Consider the following 20,242-nt stretch of genomic DNA (forward strand, 5'->3'; position numbering starts at 1 on the left):
AGGTCTCCGCGGCGGCCGATACCCTGGACCGTATGAAGTCGCAGCAGACCACCCAGACGATGAAGCCCGCCACCGCGGCGAAGAAGCTGGGTGTGTACCTCCCCGCCACGCCCGCCGAGTTCCAGGAGGGCGTCGTCTCGCGCGCCGAGCTGAACGAGCTCCAGGCGAACCCGCCCGCCTGGCTGCGGACGCTGCGCGAGAAGGGCCCGCACCCCCGGCCGGTGGTCGCGGCCAAGCTGGGCGTGTCCATCGCGGGTCTCGCCCGTGGCGGGGTGACGGAGGCGCTCACCACCGAGCAGATCGACGCGCTCAAGGACGCGAAGCCGGAGTGGCTGGAGAAGGAGCGCGGTACCCAGGCCGAGGTTCGCAAGGAGGCGGCCCGGCTGAGGAAGCGGGACGCCGAGCGCGCCGCCACCGAGGACTGACACCGGCGGTTTCCGCAGCTCAGCGAGGTGCGCCGCGCGCGGTGAGACCGGGAGTCGCCTGAGGCGGTCGGTTTGACTACGATCTGGGCAGGTTCACCGAAGTGGGTGTTTCGAGGTTGCTGGGGGTTGGGATGGTTGCTGGTCGTGTGGTGCGCTTCGACAGCCAGCGGGGCTACGGGTTCATCGCGCCCGACGACGGCGGGGAAGATGTCTTCCTGCACGTCAACGACATGTTGATGCCCGAGTCGCAGGTGCGGCGGGGCATCCTCGTCGAGTTCGAGATCGAGGACGGCGAGCGCGGCCCGAAGGCGTCCGCGGTGCGGCTCGCGCGGGGCGCGGACGGCAAGCCGCTCGCGGCCGACGACGACGTGCTGTGCGATGTGCTCAGCACCGAGGAGTTCGTCCGGGACGTCACCGAGGCCCTGCTGAGCGCTGCGCCCTCGCTCACCGGGGAGCAGATCCTGCAGGTGCGCGGCGGGCTGGCGCAGTTCGCCAAGAACCACGGCTGGGTCGAGGGCTGACCCACGCCCGAGGCTGTCGGGACCCCCGTCGACATCGACGGGGGTCCTGTCGTTTTTTCGACTCCCCGCAGAGCCCGCGGACCCGTTCCAGGCGGGGTCATGACAGGAATTCCCGCAGGTCACGCCTGGTACGCCGTCAGATCGGCTGCTGGCGGGACCCGTTGTCAGTGGCTTGTTCTACAGTTCCCGTCACTTGATCGATGCGGGTGCGGGAGGCACGTATGGGGTGGGTGTCGGCCGGCGACTACGAGGTCGCCCTCGACGACGGCACGGTGGTGTGCCGCAACGCGGCGGGACGGCTGTTGAAGTCCGTACCGCCCAAGATCGCCGACGATCCGGCGGTGGTGGGCCTGCGCCAGCTCGTCGAGTGGCTGGAGCGGCACGAGCGGCAGTGCCTGACCGATGTGGAGCGGTGGATGGTGCGCTCGCTGCCGGTGCCGTTCGCGGTCGTCGCCCGGGTGTGGCCCGACCCCGCCTGGCAGGCGGCGCTGCGGGACCTGGTGGTCACCGGTGCCGACGGAGAGGTGGCCGGGTTCCTGCGGGACGCCGACCCCGGACGCGGCCTGGGACTGGTCGACCTCGACGGCGACACCGTGCGCATCACCCCCGACCTGGTCCGGCTGCCGCACCCGGTCCTCCTCGACGACCTGGAGGACCTGCGGGAGTTCGCGGTGGAGCTCGGTGTGGAGCAGCGCGCCCAGCAGCTCTTCCGCGAGGTGTGGCACCGGCCGGCGACGCTGGACGCCGAGGGCACCTCGGTCGAGGAGTACGCGGGCGGCGCCTTCAAGCAGCAGCGGTTCCTGCACGGCCGGGTGACCCAGCTCGGCTACCGGGTGCGCGGCGGCAACGCCGTCCACTCCGTCCTGGAGGACGGGCGCACGGTCGAGGCGCGGGTGTGGGTGGGCGACTACGAGAGCTACGAGGAGTCCGAGACCGGCCCGCTGACGTTCACCGATCCCGCGGGCCGGGTGCTGAGGCTCGGTCAGGTGGGACCGGTGGCCTGGTCGGAGGGCATGCGCATGGCGGCCGCACTGTACGCGGGGCGCGACATCGAGGACGAGGAGCGGGCGGCATGACGACCTACGACGAGAACACCGCGGGCACGCTGCTCGACGCGGGCGCGGTCCTGCCGCCGGGCAGCACGGACCGCGAGGACGCCGACACGCTCACCGTCCGCACCTACACCCACCCCGGACTGGACGACCGGCGGATCGTCCGGCTGGTGCCCGGCACCCTCGGCGAGGCCGAGGACCTCGCCCTGGACTTCCTCGGTCTGGTGCGGGACCCGGAGGTCCCCGAGGTGGGCCAGGTGCGCCGGGTGACCCTGGGCTTCCCGGCCTGGGCACTGGTCAACGACCCGGCGAACGGCCATCACGCGCTGGCACTGGTCAGGGACGTCGAGCGGCTCGCGCGCCAGGCCAAGTCCCGGCCCGGCAACGCCAAGGACGGCTTCGAGGAGCTCGGCACCCGGCTGGGCCGGGCCGTGCCGCACTTCCTGCCGACGTTCTACGAGCAGGCGGCGCGGGTCTTCCTCCAGCACGAGAACACGACGTACGCCGCCGCCTTCTTCGGCAAGGCGCGCGAGGCCGAGCGGGTGCACGCGCTGACGGTGGACGAGGAGCGGCAGCGCGCCGTGTTCCTGGAGTTCGCGTTCGCGGGCGCGCTGACCGTCAAGGCGCTGAAGGAGCATGTGAAGGCGCTCGCGGCGCGGCTCAGCCCGGCCGACGCCTGGACCCAGTTCCGGCAGCTCACGGTGGAGCGGTGCGCCGCCGGGATGCCGCCCTACGCGTCGCTGCCGCAGGACGCGCGCGGGCTGATCAGGGCGGCGGGGCTGGACCGGGTCACCGAGGAGTGCGGGCTGGTCGGCGACCTGCTCGCCTCGCCCGCGGCCGTGCGGGCCCCGGCGTCCTTCTGGAACTCCTACCGGGCGACGCTCGTCGTGCTCGCCGAGCGGGAGCCCGCGGTGCGGCGCCGGCTGCTGGAGATCATGCCGGCCGGTCTCGGCCGGTCCGTCGAGGACGACGAGTTCTGGCTGGCGCTGCTCGCGGAGTGCGGGGCGGACCTGCTGCTGACCGGTGAGGCCGGCGCGGGGCCGGACAAGGCCGACACGGTCGACACGGTCGACGCGGCGGACTGGCTGACGCGCTGGGCGCTGCACCGCAAGCACGGTGGCAACATCTGCGACCGCTCCGCGGCCACCCTCGCGCTCGTGGCGAGGATGGCCCCCCGGCTGCGGGCCCAGGGCCGGCCCGTGGACATCGTCACGGGCCGCTGGCACGCCGGTGCCGACCTCGACCTGCTCGACCTCTGCCTGGCCGAGGGCATCCCGCTGGCGCCGCCGCCCGCGGACGAGGTGGTGTACCTCGGTCTCCAGCGCTGGCTGAACGAGGACCGGGCCGGCCGGCGCGAGCTGACGGGCATTGCGGCGGACGCCCGCTTCCGGCGTCTGCTGTACACCGAGATCGGTACGCAGAGCGGCAACCGCCCGGACGCCGCGGTGCTCCAGGGCATCGCCGCCCACCCGGTGCTCAGCGACGTCCTGCGCGAGTGGCTGAGGGACGCGGCCGGGGAGCTGACCGCCGCCGTGGGTCTGCCCTCCGCTCGCGCGGCGCTGGAGCGGATGCAGCCCTTCCGGACGGTGGCCGCCGAGGTGGCCCCGGACGCCGTGGCGCGGGTCGCCGCGCACGAGGCCGCACCCCTGCTCGGGCACACCCTGCGCACCGGCCTCCTGGACGAGCTGGGCTGGCCCGCGCTCGACGAGGCGCTGCGCCGGATCGATGCCGAGACCAAGCCCCAGGGCGACCAGGACAAGGCGGTGACGGTCCAGGAGGCCTGGCCCGCGCTGATCGTCCACCGGGGCCACAAGGTGTTCGTCGTCGGCCCCGAGGAGATCCTGCTGGAGCACGATCTGCGGCTCCCCGTGGAACTGGGCCGGTGGAACCGTCCGTCGTTCCGCTACACGGACGGCGAGCTGCTGGTGATGTGGCGGGAGGACGGCAAGCAGGTCGGCTACTGGTCCGCCCGCGCGGCCGACGTGTTCCCGCTCGGCGGTGAGACGATCCCCTATTACTGGTACGGCTCCGGCCACGCGGGCACCGCCTCCGTTCCGCTGCCCGGCGGGGGCCGGGCCACCGGCGGACGCACCCTGCACGCCGGCGACACGGTGCTGCCGCCCGGCCGCCGCATCCTGGGCGACGGCACCTCCTACTGGCGTCAGGGGCGTCAGGGCCGACAGCAGGTGTGGCTGGAGTACGACCCGGCCACCGGCACGCACGGGCGTGCCTCGCTGCCCGCCTTCGTGCAGGGCGGTGTCCGGGAGGACGCCACGCTGAGGCACCAGGACTGCGAGGTGCTGCCGCTCCAGCCCGGGCTGGAGCACAGCCCCTTCGGCACCGACGGCACGGTCCTCGGCCGCTGGGTGCGTACCGAGGGGGAGGGCGCCGAGGCGCGTACGGTCGCCGGGACCCCGGACGGCCGGACCGTCACCGTGGCACTGAGCGGCGGGAACTCCGGCGTTCCCCTCGGCGCGCTGCGGCTGCCGGGCGGCGCCGCGCCGGTCGTCGTGCGCAGGCAGCAGCACCTCGCGCTGTACGGCGGTGACGACACGTCCGCAGCCGGTGAGCTGGGGCGGGTGACGCCGATGGAACGCGGCAGCGAGTTCGCCGCCGGCACCCGGTTCGTACCGCCGGTGGAGTTCTGGCACGCGCTGCGTCCGCGCGACGAGCGGGCCTCGGCCGTGCTGCGCGCGCTGACCGACGAGCGCGTGGCCGAGGTGATGCGGGCCGGCGCCGAGGCGCTGGCGGAGCGGCAGGCGCGGATAGCCGCGGCCGCGGCGGTCGACGGCACGGACGACGCCAAGGCGGTCGTCACGGCCGCCGACGAGGTGCTGCGGACGGTGGTCTCGACCGCCCTGCCCGAGCTGGGCGACGAACGGCTGGTCACCGGGGTGGCGGCGCTGGTACGCGCGGCCCTGCGCTTCGACGAGTCGACCGCGGCGTACGTGGCGCCTCCCGCCGAGAAGTCGCAGCCGGACCCCCGGCGCACCGAGGGCATGTTCGCGGACTACCGCCCCGAGTACGGCGACGACACCACTCTGAAGGAGGCGGTGAGCGGCCTGGCGGGTCTGCACGGCTGGTGGGGCGGCACCCCGCGGTGGAGCACGCTGCGGCAGATCCGCGCCGTGAACCACGTGCTGTCCGGCGAGCCCGCCGACGGCAAGCCGCTGCCGAAGGCCCTGCGGACCACCGGGGCGCAGGACGGCTGGACCAGTGACGAGTTCACCGTCCCCGGCGACGGCGCGCAGTGGCTGTCCCTGCTCGACGCGCTGCGCCCCCTGGCGTACCGGGCCGCCACCCCGGCGACGACCGAGACGCACCGCGCGGCGCTGCTCCTGCTGTTCGAGGCGATCGTGGAGGGGCCGCTGGCCGCTCCGGGCAAGCTGCTGCGGCAGGTCGTGCTGAGCGAGCCCCACGACAAGCAGCAGCGCGTCGGCCAGGTGCTGCGCCGGGCCGGCCGCACGGTCGTCGTCATCGGTTCCCGCAATGTCGACGAGCACAACCGTATGCACTGGCTGGCCCTGGATCACGGCCCGGCGGACGACCGCGGCGCGATCGCGCACTTCACCCTGGAGCAGGAGCAGGCGCATCCGGCGGTCTACCCCGCCGAGACGCTCGCCGCCGCCACCCGGCTCGTCCGGGACAAGGGCCCGGCCCCCTGGCAGCCGGAGGCGGTCGACGCGCTGGTCACGGCGAGCCGGGGCGGGCTGGGGCCCGTGCAGGCGGCCCTGCTGCTTGCGGGCCGGCCCTCGCAGCTCACCGACGAGGTGAGCGCGGCGACCGGGCTGAAGCCGCGCCAGAAGGAGCTCGGCGACCAGCTGCTGAACTCTCTGGAGCCGGGCAACTGGAAGCCGATGGTCGGCGCGCTGCTGCCCGAGAACCCCGCCGACCTGTGGACGACCGGCCCGGACACGGACGCGGTGGGCGGCATCTGGAAGCGGTTCCTGGACGACGTCGTGCGGCTGCCCGAGGACCTGGCGGCCGAGCTCTCCCTCGTCTCCCTGCCCCTCGGCTCCGCGTACGAGGTCCTCAACCCCGGGCGCACCCCCTGGATCAGCCGCACCACCGTGCAGCGGCCCGACAAGGACGGCGCCCTGGTCGCGGAGGACCCGCAGGCCCTGCCCGGCCGGTACGACGTCACGCAGGCCGTGCACGCCCTGGCCGGCCTCGCCTACGCGCTGCCGTACGGGCATCCGCTGCGGGCGGTGCTGCCGGACAGCCTCGCCGCGCTGCGCCGCCGGGTCGCCGATCCGGGGCTGCTGCTCGACCTGGAGCTGGCATGGACGGCGACCGGCGAGCCGACCGCCGTCGCCCTGCGCAAGGCGTACGGGATGCCCGCCACCGGCGGCGCCGGCCAGGACGGGCTGATCCGGGCGGGCGAGGCGCTGGTGCTGCGCCCCTGGTACGGGGAGCAGGAGACGGTACTGGTGCGTCCCGGTGCGCTCACCGGTTCGGACGACCCGGTGTTCGGGTTGCTCGAAGGGATCGTCGGCCCCGGGCGCGGACAGGGCATGTGGGCCCTGCGGACCCTCCTCGACGACAAGCTGGCGCGCGCTCTCGCGGTCGGTGTCGACCCCGGGGGACCCACGGGGCATGCGCAGGACCCGACGTTCAGCGTGCGCACGCTGGTCGCCGAGGTCGCCGAGCGGCACGGTCTGGGTGCGGACGCCGCGGCGCTGTATCTGATGCTGCTCGCCCTGCCCGACCCGACGGACCGCAACTGCGCCCGCTGGACCGGCTGGAAGCCGGCGCGGATGAAGAAGGCCCGGGCCGAACTCGCGGCGACCGACCTGGTCGTGGAGGCCAAGCGGTCGCGCGCCGGGCGCACGCTGTTCCTGCCGTGCGGCTGGCTGGACCTGAAGTCCCGGGGCGCGCTGCCGGTGGAGCTCTGGAAGCAGGGCCTCTACCCGCTCGGCGGGTACGGACGCGCCGTACCGCTGCTGCCGGTGGCCGAGCTGTACGAGCGGGCCTGGGACCGGGTCCGCACGGGTGACGCCCCGGCGTACGAGGAGCTCACCACCCGCGCCACCCGCAAGGGCCGCCGCCGATGACCACCGTCCCGCCCCACCTGGAAGAACGCACCGCGATGACCACCACCCTGTCCCCCGACACCGCCCGCCAGATCGTGCCGCCGGAGGAGCGGTACGCCGTCGAGCTGGCCTTCCTCGCCGCGTACGACGCCGGTCCGCGCCCGCCCGCCTGGCGGCTCACCCCGCGCGCGGTCGTCACCTTCGTCATGGGCAGCGACGGCCGGGCCCTGAAGCTGCCCGACGGCGCGGAGGCGCCCGAGGGGGTGCCGCGCCGGCTGGTGGTGGAGGGCAAGTTCGTCGGCGACCGTGCTCTGGTCGAGCGGTGTGTGGTCACGCTCGCCGGGGAGCGGGGCCTGCTGCTCGTCGGCGAGCCCGGCACCGCCAAGTCGATGCTGTCCGAGCTGCTGTCGGCCGCGGTGTGCGGGACCAGCGGACTGGTCGTGCAGGGCACCGCCGGCACCACCGAGGACCAGCTCAAGTACGGCTGGAACTACGCCCTGTTGCTGGCGCAGGGGCCCAGCCCGCAGGCGCTGGTGCCCTCGCCGGTGCTGACCGCCATGCGCCGGGGCGGCATCGCCCGGGTCGAGGAGGTCACCCGGTGTCTGCCGGAGGTGCAGGACTCGCTGGTGTCGCTGCTGTCGGAGCGGCGGATCGCGGTGCCCGAGCTGGCGGGCACGGACGACGCGTTGGCGCACTCGGCACCCGGCTTCAACCTCATCGCCACCGCCAACCTGCGGGACAAGGGCGTCTCCGAGATGTCCGCGGCCCTCAAGCGCCGCTTCAACTTCGAGACGGTCGGCCCGATCCCCGACCTGGACGCGGAGACCGCGCTGGTGCGCAGCCAGGCACGGGCCTCGGTGGAGCGGGCCGGGGCGTCGTTCCAGGTCGACGACGCGGTGCTGGAGGCGCTGGTCACCGCGTTCCGGGACCTGCGGGAGGGCCGGTCGGCGGAGGGCTGGGAGGTGGAGCGGCCGTCCACCGTGATGAGCACCGCGGAGGCGGTGTCGGTGGCGGGAGCGCTGGGGCTGGCCGCGGCGTACTTCCCCGGCGACCGTGATGTGCTCGGTCTGCTGCCGGGACATCTGCTCGGGGTGGTCCGCAAGGACGACCCGGCGGACGCGGCCCGGCTGCGCGGCTACTGGGACGGCCCCGTACGGCGCCGCGCCGAGCAGGGCTCCGCGACCTGGCGGACCCTGTGGGACCTGCGCACGGTCCTGGAGGGCTGACGACCGTGTCCCACTCCCACGGGGTCGCGCCCCGCACCACGGCAATCTCGTGCGGCCCCGGCTCGTCGCAGCACGGGGCCGCCTCGGCCGAGCCGGTCGCCGCGGCCATGGCAGGCGGCCCCGCCGCACCCGCGGGGGCAGCCGCCCCGGCCGTGGCCGGCGGGCCCCACTCGCGCGGCAGGGCCGTCGTCGCCCCCGAGCGGGCGCTCGCCGCGCTCACCCGTCACGGCGCGCCCTTCCTCATCGGTGTGCGGCATCACGCGCCCTCCCTCGCCGCGGCCGTGCCCGCGCTGCTGGACGCGGCGGGGCCGGACGTGGTGCTCGTCGAGCTGCCGGCCGAGATGCAGGAGTGGCTGCCCTGGCTCGGGCACGAGGAGACGCGGGCGCCGGTCGCCCTCGCCGCCGCGCCCGGGGACGGCCGGGGCGGCGCCGGGCCGGCGTTCTATCCGTTCGCCGACTTCTCGCCCGAGCTGGCGGCCGTGCGGTGGGCGGCCCGGCGCGGCGTGCCCCTCGTCGCCTGCGACCTGCCGCTCGCGCACCGGGCGTGGGGCGAGGGGCGGGCCGGCTCGGCCTCCGGGGAGTCGTCCCTGGGGCTCACCTCCGCGCTGCGGTCCCGGCTCACGGGGCGCCCCGGGGACGATCTGTGGGACCGGCTCGTCGAGGCGACCGCCCCGGGGTCACCGCCGGAAGCGCTGCGCAGGGCTGCTCTGCTGACGGGCTGGGCGCTGCGCGAGGACGCGGCCGCTGCGGGCGGGGTGCCGGAGCTGGATCTGCGGCGGGAGCGGTGGATGCGGGCCCGGATCGCCGAGGCCACGGCGGGCGGCCGGCGGGCGGCGGTGGTCGTCGGCGCCTTCCACGCCCCGGCGCTGACGGAGCCGGCGGCCGGGGAGGAAGCGGCCTCCGGCGCCCCGGACGCCGACGCCTGCGGAACCGATGCCTCCGGTGACCGCCTCTCCCCCGCAGGCAACCCTTCGAGCACCTGGACCACCTCGCTCATCCCCTACACCTACGCCCTCCTGGACGAGCGCTCCGGGTATCCGGCCGGTATCCGGGACCCGGAGTGGCAGGACCTGGTGCTGCGGGCGGGCGGAGAGCCCGCCGCGCTGGAGGAGGCGCTGACGCGGGCGGCCGTGCGGGTGTGCGCGGAGCTGCGCGGACTCGGGCATCCGTCCGGGCCCGCCGACGCCCGGGAGATCACCCGGCTCGCCTCGGACCTGGCCCGGCTGCGCGGACTCCCGGCGGCGGGCCGTGGCGAGCTGGTCGAGGCGGTGCAGACGGTGCTCGCCCAGGGGGAGCCGTACGGACGGGGCCGGGCCGTGGCACGCGCGATGGAGCGGGTGCTGGTCGGCACCCGCACCGGGCGTCCCGCGCCCGGGGCCCCGCGCAGCGGGCTCGTGCCGGCGGTGGAGGCCGAGGTCGCCGAGCTGGGCCTGCCCGGACCGGGGAACGGCACGGCCACGGCCGCCAAGGACCTGCGTCTGGACCCGCTGCGGTCCGACCTGGACCGGCGCCGGGAGCTGCTGCTGCGTCGGCTGGCGGTGTGCGGTGTGCCGTACGGGGAGGCGAAGGAGGTCGCCGGCGCGGGCGGTGCCGAGGCGCTGACCTCACGCTGGGAGGTGCGCTGGACGCCGGCCACCGCGGCCATGCTGACCGCGGCCGGGGTGCGCGGGGTGACCGCCGCCCAGGCCGCCGAGGGAGTGCTGCGGGAGCGGCGACGCGCGGAGCGGGACGAGGGCGGGTCGACCGGCGCCCAGGTGCTCGAAGGGCTGGCGCGGGCCGCGGAGTGCGGTCTGCCGGCGCTGGCGGACGAACGGCTCGACGACCTCGCCGAGACCCTGCCGCAGGCCGGCACGCTGCCCGAACTGCTCGCCGGGCTGGCCCTGCTGGACCGGGTCCGCTCCGGTCACGTGGCCGGGCTCGGCGCCGACGGCCGCCGTACGGCGCGGGCGGCGGCCGTGGCCGAACTGCTGACGTCCGCCGCGGTGCGGCAGGTGGACGGTCTGACCGGCTCCGAGGAGGCGGCCGACGCGCACGCCCTGCTCGAACTGGCCCATCGCGCGGACCTGCTGGGCGGGATCCGGCTCGCCGACGCCCTCGCCCGGCTGGCCGCCGGGGGCTCGCCGCTGATGCGCGGCGCCGCCGGGGCCGTACGGGTGCTGCTCGGGCAGGAGGACGCGCGGGCGTTCGGGGACCGGGTGGCCTCCTGGGTCGACGGTGCCGTGGACGCCGACGCCCGGTCCGCTCTGACCGCCCGGCTGACGGGGCTGCTGACGGCCGCGGGGCCGTTGCTGGAGGCCGCGGCCGACGCCCTGGATCCGCTGCTGGGCCGGGTGGCGGAGCTGCCCGACCGCGCGTTCCTGGAGCGGCTCCCGGCGCTGCGGGGCGGTTTCGACACGCTGAGCCCGGCGGCCCGGGAGCGGCTGCTGTCGGCCGTGGAGGAACGCCTCGGCACCGACCGGGTGGCCGACACCGGCGGGGTGGACCCGGCCGCGCTGGCCGCCTGGGCCCAGGCCGACCTGGCGGCGCACACCGCCCTGCGCTCCCTCGGCCTGCTGCCCCACCCCGCCCCCGGCACCGAGCCGGCCGGCACCGGCACGTCACCGGTCGCCCCGGACCGAGACCGGGATGAAGTCGACGGTAAAGACAAAGAACAAGTTCAAGACCAGGCGCCGTCCCCGGCCGAGGAGCGGCGGCTCGCCCCCGCCGACCGCTGGCGGCTCGTCCTGGGCCGGCGCAAGGAGCGGCTCTCCGCCGCCGCCGCACCGCTCGCGACCGCGCTCGACGAGCTGTACGGCAGCGGGCGCGGCGAGGGCAGCCGGGGGGACCTGACGGGGGCGGGGGCCGGCGGCGGCCGGGAGGTGCCGTATCCCGGGGTGCGGGAGTGGTCGGAGGAGCTGGCGGCGCTGTTCGGACCGGGTATCCGGGAGGAGGTGCTGGCGGCGGCCGCCGCGGAGGGCCGCAAGGACGTGCTGACGGAGCTGGACGCGGCCGCCGTGCGGCCGTCGGTCGAGCTGCTGCGCACGGTGCTGAGCCATGCGGGCGGGCTGCCCGAGGCACGGCTGGACGCGCTGCGGCCGCTCGTCCGTCGGCTGGTGGACGCGCTCACCCGGGAGCTGGCCACCCGGCTGCGGCCCGCACTGCACGGGACGGTCCTGCCCCGGCCCAGCCGGCGGCCGGGCGGCGGGCTGGACCTGCCCCGCACGCTGCGGGCCAACCTCGCGACCGCCCGGCGCGGCCCGGACGGCACGGTCCGGGTCGTCCCGGAGCACCCGGTGTTCCGTACCCGGGCGCGCCGGGCCGCCGACTGGCGGCTGATCCTCGTCACGGACGTGTCGGGGTCCATGGAGGCCTCCACGGTGTGGGCGGCGCTCACGGCGTCGGTGCTGGCCGGGGTGCCGACCCTGTCCACGCACTTCCTGGCCTTCTCCACGGAGGTCATGGATCTCACCGGGCATGTCGAGGACCCGCTGTCGCTGCTGCTGGAGGTGAGCGTCGGCGGGGGCACGCACATCGCGGCGGGTCTGCGGCACGCGCGCGAACTGGTCAGCGTGCCCTCGCGCACCCTCGTCGTGGTCGTCAGCGACTTCGAGGAGGGGTATCCGCTCGGCGGGCTGCTCGCCGAGGTCCGCGCCCTGGTCGGCGCCGGCTGTCATGTCCTGGGCTGCGCCAGCCTCGACGACTCCGGCCGGCCGCGTTACTCCACGGGGGTCGCGGGTCAGCTCGTCTCGGCGGGCATGCCCGTGGCCGCCCTCAGTCCGCTCGAACTGGCCCGCTGGGTAGGGGAGAAGATCGCATGAGCACGAGTGGGCAGCTGCCCGCGGTCGTCCCGGCCGTGACCGCCGAACTCGTGGAGGCGCTGTCGCCCCGGCTGCGCAAGCGGCTGGACGCGGGCGTCGCCAAGCTGGCGGGGCGTCCCGTCGTCCGCGACGGGGACACCGTGCGGATCGCGATCGACGACGACACGGATCTCGAACTGCACGCCCCGGGTTCCGTGGTGACGAGCGCGGACGCCGTCCGCTGCGGGTGTCTGCTCGCCCCGGACTGTCTGCACCGCGCGGCGGCGGTCTCGGCGGCGCCGGTGGCCGACGGCATCCCCGCGGGGGCCGACGAGGACGGCGGGCCGCGGACACCGGCGGCGGGCCGGGCGGTGGCCGGTGAGTCCCCGCGGCAGCCGTCATCCCCGGTGCCGGAACCCGTACCGGAACCGGAGCCCGAGGGTCCCTCCGCCCAGCAGCTCGGCGCCGCCCGCGCCGTCTTCGAGGCGGCGGCCGCCGTGCTCGAGGCCGGTACGGACGGGGCCGGGGCCGTGCTCCAGGCGGAGCTGCTGCGGGCCGCGCACACCGCGCGGCTCGCCGGGCTCCCCCGGGCCGCCTCGGCGGCGGTCACGGTGGTGACCGGGGTGCGTGCGGCGCGCTCCGCGGACCCGGCCTACCGGCTGCCCGACCTGGTGGAGGCGCTGCGGACGGTCCTGGGGGTGGCGCACCGGTTGCCGGGTGCGGCGGGAGCCGAGCTGGCGGAGCTGCGCGGGACGGTACGGCAGCCGTACACGCCGGACGGTTCGCTGCGGCTGTACGGGCTCTTCTCCGAACCGGTGCTGACGGCGACCGGCTACGCGGGCGCGGTCACCTGGACGGCGGACGCGGAGGGGCGTCTGTACACCGTGTCCGACGTGGCGCCGGGCGGTGCCGGCCGGGCCACCGGCGCCGCCGACCGGACCGTGCGGATCGGGGACACGGCCCTGACCCACCGCGAGCTGTCGCGCGCCGGGCTCGCCGTGTCCGGCGCCACGGTGTCGCCGTCCGGACGCCTGGGCGCGGGGGCGGGGGTACGGGCGGTCCGGGCGTCCGGCGCGGACTGGCGCGGGGAGCCGCTGGAGCGGCTGTGGGCGGTGCCCGTGGCCGAGCAGGTGCGCCGGGCCCTCGACGGCGGGCCGCATGACCTGCTGTTCCTCGACGTCACGCTCGTCGGCACGGTCCGGGAGGCATCGGGTGACTGTCTGCTGGCGGACTGCGAGGGGCTGGCGCTGCGGCTGGTCGCGGCGCACGACGATCCGGCGCTCCCCCATCGGGAGAACCTGCGGCTGCTGGCGGCGGCCCTCGGCAGCAGGCTGCGGGTGATCGCGCGGCTGGCGCCCGGGCCGCTCCCCCGGGTCCTGCTGCTGGCCGCCGAGCACCCGTCCCGGCCGGGCGTGCGGGTCGATCTCGGTCTGGACCGTCTCCAGCGGGCCGATCTGCCCGCGTCGGCCGTGCCGCCCGCCGCCGCTCCCGTGCCGGACGAGGCCCCGCTCCACCTGCTGCGGCGCCGGGTGCACCAGGCGGTGTCCGGGGGGCGCCGGGTGCTGGCCTTCCCGGGGGGTGCGGCGGGCGATCCGGCACGGCTGCGCCGCAGCGGGTTCGCCACCGGCGCGGCCGTGCTCGACGAGCTGCACGCGACGGCGGCGGACCGTACGCGGGACGCGTTCGGCCGGCTCCTCCCGGCCGACACGCCGCGCTTCGCCCGGGCGTGGCTGGCGGCGGCCTGCTACACGGGAGAGGTGGAGCGGGACTTGTGCGCGACGGCGTGGGGCTTTAGGTCAGGATCTGACCTGGATGGCTCCTAACGTGGTACTCGACCGCGGAACCACACGGGAGAAGAGGACCATGAGCGACTCCACCGCCACCCCCGCCCAGGCCGCCACCGGCGAGCGCGCCGACCTGCTGAAGGAGCTGGCCGCCGCCCGGCACTTCCTGCGCTTCCCCACCCGTGACCTCACGGACGAGCAGGCCGGGCAGCGGACGACGGCCAGCGAACTGTGTCTGGGCGGGCTGATCAAGCATGTGACCTCGACGGAGCGCGCCTGGGCCGACTTCATCGTCGAGGGCCCGTCAGCGCTGGGTGACTTCGACGCGATGACCGAGGCGGACTTCGCCCGGCGGGCCGACGAGTTCCGGATGCTGCCGGGCGAGACGCTGGCGGGCGTGCTGAAGGAGTACGAGGAGGTGGCCCGCCGGACGGACGAGCTGGTCGTCTCCCTGCCCAGCCTGGACCTGGAACACCCGCTGCCGAAGGCGCCGTGGTTCGAGCCGGGCGGCCGTCGGTCGGCGCGCCGGGTGCTGATCCACATCATCGCCGAGACGGCCCAGCACGCCGGTCACGCCGACATCATCCGGGAGTCCCTGGACGGGGCGAAGAGCATGGGCTGACCTCGAAGAGGTGGGCCTGCCAGGGCTCCAGGGCGACGAAGAGGCCCGGGTCGGTCAGTTCCGCGCCCTCGCGGTCGTAGGACTGGGTGGTGAGCAGGTCGGTCAGTCGGTGGGTGTGCCCGCGCAGTCCGTCCCAGGTGAGGGGGATCCTCGCCTGGGACGGGCTGTCGCAGTGGTTGACGACGACCAGGTGGCGGGCGTCGGGGGCGGTCCAGGTCCAGGCGAGCAGCCGGGTGTGGGTGTCGTTGTCGGGCCAGCCGATCGGGGTGAGCTGCCGCCACTCGCCGCGGCGGGCGCGGGCGGCGGCGGGCAGCAGCCGGGCGTAGAAGTCCCGGAGCGAGGCGTCGGCCGGTTCCTCGGGCGCCCGGCGCAGGAACACGGGGAGCCGCACGGTGCGCCCCTCGAACTGGCCTTCGTGCCAGAGGGTGGCGCCGGGCAGGGTCGCCACGGTGACGGCCGCCGCGCGTCCCCGGCCGCCGGGCAGGGCGGTGGCGGCGCGCGGTTCGTCGTGGTTCTCCAGGAAGCGGACCAGGCCTCGCTGAAAGGCGAGGTCGGCGGCCAGATGAGCGCGGACCGGCCCGGCGCCCTCGTGGGCGAGCCGGTCGTAGAGCCGTTTGTCGTAGCAGTGGTCGAAGCCCTGCTGCTGGAGGGCCCCTTCGAGGTCCCAGTACGCCTCCGCGACGAGGAGCAGGTCGGGGTGGCGGGCGCGCACCCGGGGAAGGACGTGGGGCCAGAAGTCCTCGGCGGGCGTGGGTCCCGCTCCCTCGCCCCAGGTCTTGGCGAACACGTCGTTCGTCATCAGCATCGCCATGTCGCAGCGCACGCCGTCCGCCTGGTCGCCGATGGCGACGAGCGTGTCCACCGTGGCCTGGCGCAACTCCGCGCTGAAGGCGTTGAGTTGCACGACGTCCGGCCAGGGCGGGAAATAGGGGTCGCGGCCCCGGGCGAACACGCGTCCCTCCCGCTCCAGATACCCGCCGGGGTCACGGGCCAGGTCCTCCGCCGTGCCCCGGATCAGGCGTTCGGGGTGGGCGGCGAGCCAGGGGTGGTCGGGGGCCACGTGGTTGGGCACGTGATCGAGGATCAGTCTCAGTCCCCGACGGGCCAGTTGGGCGCGGGCCTCGGCCAGGCCCCCGGGGCCGCCGAGGGACGGATCGACGACGTAGTCGCGTACGCAGTAGGGGGATCCGGCGATGTCCGCCTCGGTGAGGTCGGGCAGGGCCTCGCGGAACGACTCCAGGAGGTGCTCGTCGCGCAGCGCGATCCCGAGGCCGGCCGGGCTGCGCTCCCAGACGCCCATCAGCCAGACCGTGTCGACACCGGGCCGCGCGACCGCGTCCCAGACCTCGCCGGGTACCTCGCCCAGGGTGACGCGGCGGCCGAGACGCCGGCCCAGTTCGTCGAGCCACACCAGGGTGTTGATCTCATGGATCACGGTCACGACAGCGGCTCCCCACGGTCGCCCGGCGCGGGTTCGAGCGAGGTGCGGCCGCCGTCCCGCCAGTCGTCGGCGTCGATGGTGTGGAACAGGGTGGCGATGGCCGCGACCAGTCCGGTCCAGCCGGTCTGGTGGGAGGCGCCGAGGCCCGAGCCGTCGTCGCCGTGGAAGTACTCGTGGAACAGGATCAGGTCCTTCCAGTGCGGGTCCTTGGCGAACTTGGCCTGGGCGCCGTGCACCGGGCGGTGACCGTCGGCGTCGCGCAGGAAGGTGGCGGTGAGCCGGTCGGAGATCTCGCGGGCGACCTCGTAGAGGTTCAGCGACCGGCCGGATCCGGTCGGGCACTCCACGGTGAAGGCGGGGCCGTGGTAGACGTGCAGGTTCAGCAGGGCGCGGATGATCAGGACGTTGACGGGGAACCACACCGGGCCGCGCCAGTTGGAGTTGCCGCCGAACATGCCGGAGTCGGACTCGGCGGGCAGATAGCCGACGCCGTACGTCTGCCCGTGCACCTCGAAGGTGTACGGGTGCTCGGCGTGGTGGCGGGAGAGGGAGCGGATGCCGTAGGGGCCGAGGAACTCGTCCTCGTCGAGCATCCGGGACAGGACGCGGCGCAGCCGGTCCTCGCCGAACAGCGCGAACAGGTAGCGGCCGTCGGCTCCGGACCCGAGGTCGTGCTGCTCGACGACCGCTTCCACGGCCGGGTGCCGACGGATGAACTCCTGTGCTCCTGCGACGAGTTCGGGGAAAGCGCGATCGGCCCGGCCGCCGATCACGCTGGTCGCCGCCAGCGGTACCAATCCGACCAGGGACCGCACCTTCAGCGGGGTGGCGCTGCCGTCGGGCAGGCGCAGCACGTCGTAGAAGAAACCGTCCTCCTCGTCCCAGAGGCTGGCGTTGTCCGGGCCCATGCGGTTCATGGCGACGGCGATCCACGCGAAGTGCTCGAAGAGCATCTGCGCCTGTTCGACGTAGACCGGGTTGTCGACGGCGAGTTCGATGGCGATGTCGAGGAGGTTCTGGCAGTAGAGCGCCATCCAGGCGGTGCCGTCGGCCTGGTCGAGGTGACCGCCGGTGGGCAGGGGCGCGCTGCGGTCGAAGACGCCGATGTTGTCGAGGCCGAGGAAGCCGCCCTGGAAGACGTTGTTGCCGTCGGTGTCCTTGCGGTTGAGCCACCAGGTGAAGTTCTTCATCAGCTTCTGGAAGGCGTTCTCCAGGAAGGCGCGGTCACCGCGGCCGGTGCGGCGCTTCTCCAGTTCGTACACGAAGAGGACGGCCCAGGCGTGCACCGGCGGGTTGACGTCCCCGAAGTTCCATTCGTACGCCGGGATCTGGCCGTTGGGGTGCAGCGAGAGGCGGCGCAGCAGCAGGGCGAGCTGGTCCTTGGCGAAGGCGATGTCGACCATGGCGAGGGCGAGGGTGTGGAAGGCGAGGTCCCAGGCCGCGAACCAGGGGTACTCCCAGGTGTCCGGCATCGACATGATCTCGTCGTGGACCATGTGGTACCAGCCGCTGTTGCGGATCCGGGGGTCGGCGGCGAGGGGGTCGACCCCGTGTTCGGCGAGCCAGCGCTCGACGTCCAGGTGGTAGTACTGCTTGGACCACAGCATTCCGGCGAGCGCCTGGCGGACCATGCGGCGCTCGTCGTCGCCCATGCCCTCGGGGGTCAGGGCGTCGTAGAAGGCGTCGGCCTCGGTGCGGCGCGTATCCATGACCTGGGTGAAGTCGCCCCAGGGAGCGGGCAGTTCGGTGTCGGCCAGGCGCAGGCGGACCGTGGCGCTCCGGCCGCCGGGGACGGTGAGGACGTGGTGGACGGCGGCCTTGGTACCGGTGCGGGCCGGGTTGACGGCGGCGGTGTCACCGTGGACGACGCGGCGGCCGATGCCGTCCTTGACGTACGGGGTGGTGTTCCGGCTGCCGAAGATCCGCTCGTCGTCGGTCTCGTTGTCGGTGAAGAGCGGCTCGCCCCCCTGATGGTGGAGCCAGCGCGGGCCCAGGTCACGATGGTCGGCGCGGACGGCGCCGTCGGTCGCGCGCAGGGCGGGGACGGCGGTGCCGCCGGCCCAGGACCAGGTGTGCCGGAACCAGAGGGTCGGCAGCAGGTGCAGGGTGGCCTCGTCGGGGCCCCGGTTGTGCGCGGTGATCTCGACCAGCAGATCCTCCGGGCCGGCCTTGGCGTACTCGACGAACACGTCGAAGTAGCGGTCCTCGTCGAAGACGCCGGTGTCGAGCAGCTCGTACTCGAGGTCGCGCCGGCCACGCGCCCGGTTGGTGTCGACGAGGTCGGCGTAGGGGAAGGCGTTCTGCGGGTACTTGTAGAGGTACTTCATGTACGAGTGGGTGGGCGTGTTGTCGAGGTGGAACCAGTACTCCTTGACGTCCTCGCCGTGATTGCCCTCGGCGTTGGTCAGGCCGAACATGCGTTCCTTGAGGATGGGGTCGCGGCCGTTCCACAGGGCCAGCGCGAAGCACAGCAGCTGCTTGTCGTCGCTGACCCCCGCGATGCCGTCCTCGCCCCAGCGGTAGGCGCGGGAGCGGGCCTGGTCATGGGTGAAGTACGACCACGCGTCGCCGTCCGCGCTGTAGTCCTCGCGGACCGTCCCCCACTGCCGCTCGCTCAGGTACGGGCCCCAGCGCCGCCAGGGCGCCACGCCGGCGTCGGCCTCCGCGAGCCGCCGCCGCTCGGCGTCCACCGGTTCCTCGGCGTCCGTCATCGCCCGTCCTCCTCGCTCACCTGCACCTGCCTCCACAGTCGGGCGGCTCGGCCCCGGCCGCAATGACTCGGAGGCCGTCGGTGAGTCCGGGTGGGCCGAACGGGGGACACGGGTCGTACCGAAACGGTGTGGCGGGCCGTCATAAGTAGTGCGGCGGGCCGTCATAAATGGTGTGGCGGGCCGTGGCTACGGTCCGTACGCTCATCGCGATGACCACTTCCTCTGCTCAGAGATTGGGGGACCCGTCCGCGCAAGGTGAGTGCTGATGCCCACCGACACCGCGAACCGGGATTCCCGGCTTTCCCTCTGGCGGCGCGTGCGCGAGTTCGCCGTCCCGCCCTCCATGATCGAGACGGCGACCGCCCGTCGGCTGGCCGGTGACTGGGCGGGGGCCTGTGCCGCCGCCGGGGTCGACGTCGACTTCACCCTGCGCTCCGTGGCACGGGCCCACGGCCGTCCGCTGGCCGCCCGGGTCCGCGCGGACCTGCGCCGGCTCGCTCCCGACCTGCTGCGCTGGCACATGCCGAGGATCGCGCCCGACGGACTGCTCCGCCCGTCGCTGACCCTCACCCTGGCCCGGTACGACCCCGGCGGGCCCGGCGGTGCGCGCCCGGTGCATCTCGTGGTGCGGACGGCGCCGGCCTGGGCGGACGCCGGGCAGCGGATGAGCCTCGCGGTGTGGGACTCCCGTCCGGCGGACCGTGCCCGGCACCATCCGCATCCCTGCCCCGACCGGCGCTTCCGGCTCGACCTGCACCGGCATCTGTGGGATGCGGAGCGGGCCGGTGAGCTGGGTGCGCGGGTGCTGGGCGCGGGACCCGAGCCCGGGGTGGACCCCGCGCTGGTGCCACCCGGGTTCGGCTGCGCCGTGGGCCGTTGGGCCGACGAGGCGCGGCTGCTGCTCGCCGCCGAGGGGCGGCCGGACGGGACGGGCACGGTGCTCGTACGGCTCGGCGGGCGGCGCCGGCTGGCCCTGGAACCGGCGGTGCGCGAGCCCGGTGGCGGGCCGACCGCGCCGCGGATCACCGGCGCGCCCACCGGCGGTGCTGTCTCCGCGCTGCCGGTCCTGCCCGACGCGGCCACCTGGGTCCTCCCCGACCTGGAGCTGCTGCGCACCGGTGCGATCGACGCCGACCTGCTGCATCCCCTGGTCGCGGCGGCGCTCGTCCCGGATCGTCCGCGCGGGTCCGCGCCGCGGAGCCACGATCCGGCGGGGCGGGCGCGGCTCGTGGAGTGCCGGGGCGCCCGGCACCGCATCGGGCTCGTCGACGGCGTACTGGCCGCGCTGGACCACGACCCGGACGAGATCCGGCGCGAGGAACTGCTGGCCGCGCTGACCGGCACGCCCCTGCCCTGTCTCCAGGCCGTCGACCGGGCACACCGGCACCCCGACTGTCTCGACGGCGTCCGCGAGCGCCTGGCCCACGGGGACATCGCCGGTGCGCTCGCCGTGGTCGAGGACCTCCTCGGCCCCGAGGCGCCGCTGCGGGACGGCGCGCTGCGGGACGCCCTGGAGGAGGCCGCGCACCGCCGGATCACCTACGGGCTGTTCCGGGCGGGTCTCACGGGGGCCGTGCCCACCCCTGTCCCCCCGCGGGACCGGCGTCCGCCGGACCTGCGGTGGCATCCCCGTCACGGCACCCTTCGCTGA

The 20,242-nt window shown here is 75.1% G+C and carries 11 protein-coding genes; 9 read left to right on the forward strand and 2 right to left on the reverse strand.

The genetic code is table 11. The features are described from left to right. The first annotated feature begins 32 nt into the window (after positions 1–32). The 8 genes from AQJ58_RS33520 (at position 33) to AQJ58_RS33555 (ending at position 14,439) form a co-directional block, all read left to right on the forward strand. Positions 33–425 (forward strand): DUF5997 family protein, encoded by a 393-nt coding sequence (locus AQJ58_RS33520; protein WP_067256975.1) that lies wholly within the window; start codon positions 33–35, stop codon positions 423–425. Positions 426–556: 131 nt separating this feature from the next. Continuing rightward, the gene (locus AQJ58_RS33525) at positions 557–946 is read left to right on the forward strand and encodes a cold-shock protein (protein ID WP_067256976.1); all 390 of its coding nucleotides are present in this window, start codon (positions 557–559) and stop codon (positions 944–946) included. A 221-nt stretch (positions 947–1,167) separates the two neighbouring features. After that, positions 1,168–2,022, forward strand: a complete 855-nt coding sequence (locus tag AQJ58_RS33530) for a DUF4132 domain-containing protein (protein WP_067256977.1) — start codon at positions 1,168–1,170, stop codon at positions 2,020–2,022. Then, positions 2,019–7,052: a hypothetical protein gene (locus tag AQJ58_RS33535; RefSeq protein ID WP_067256978.1), complete on the forward strand. Its 5,034-nt coding sequence runs from the start codon at positions 2,019–2,021 to the stop codon at positions 7,050–7,052. Before AQJ58_RS33530 ends, AQJ58_RS33535 begins: the two co-directional genes overlap by 4 nt. Before the next feature lie 35 nt (positions 7,053–7,087). Further along, a complete protein-coding gene (locus tag AQJ58_RS33540; protein WP_067257147.1) occupies positions 7,088–8,257 on the forward strand; it encodes an ATP-binding protein in 1,170 nt (389 codons plus the stop codon). A gap of 107 nt (positions 8,258–8,364) precedes the next feature. Further along, positions 8,365–12,054 (forward strand): vWA domain-containing protein, encoded by a 3,690-nt coding sequence (locus tag AQJ58_RS33545; protein ID WP_079079402.1) that lies wholly within the window; start codon positions 8,365–8,367, stop codon positions 12,052–12,054. Then, positions 12,051–13,856 (forward strand): hypothetical protein, encoded by a 1,806-nt coding sequence (locus AQJ58_RS33550; RefSeq protein WP_067256980.1) that lies wholly within the window; start codon positions 12,051–12,053, stop codon positions 13,854–13,856. The genes AQJ58_RS33545 and AQJ58_RS33550 overlap by 4 nt, the downstream gene beginning before the upstream one ends. Positions 13,857–13,896: 40 nt before the next feature. After that, positions 13,897–14,439 (forward strand): DinB family protein, encoded by a 543-nt coding sequence (locus AQJ58_RS33555; protein WP_067257153.1) that lies wholly within the window; start codon positions 13,897–13,899, stop codon positions 14,437–14,439. On the opposite strand, the gene AQJ58_RS33560 is transcribed toward AQJ58_RS33555, so the two are convergent. Both AQJ58_RS33560 and AQJ58_RS33565 read right to left on the reverse strand, forming a co-directional pair. Further along, positions 14,399–15,880, reverse strand: coding sequence for an alpha-amylase family protein (locus tag AQJ58_RS33560; protein WP_067256981.1), 1,482 nt, complete (start codon positions 15,878–15,880; stop codon positions 14,399–14,401). The two genes, AQJ58_RS33555 and AQJ58_RS33560, sit on opposite strands and share 41 nt — an antisense overlap. Next, complete coding sequence (locus tag AQJ58_RS33565; protein ID WP_067256983.1) at positions 15,877–18,591, reverse strand: MGH1-like glycoside hydrolase domain-containing protein; 2,715 nt, start codon at positions 18,589–18,591, stop codon at positions 15,877–15,879. The genes AQJ58_RS33560 and AQJ58_RS33565 overlap by 4 nt, the downstream gene beginning before the upstream one ends. Positions 18,592–18,856: 265 nt before the next feature. Between AQJ58_RS33565 and AQJ58_RS33570 the strand changes: the two genes are divergently transcribed. After that, positions 18,857–20,242 carry a hypothetical protein gene (locus AQJ58_RS33570; RefSeq protein WP_067256985.1) on the forward strand — a complete coding sequence of 462 codons (1,386 nt, stop codon included), beginning with the start codon at positions 18,857–18,859 and terminating at the stop codon, positions 20,240–20,242.

Source organism: Streptomyces sp. DSM 15324, from assembly GCF_001514285.1.
GTDB lineage: Bacteria > Actinomycetota > Actinomycetes > Streptomycetales > Streptomycetaceae > Streptomyces.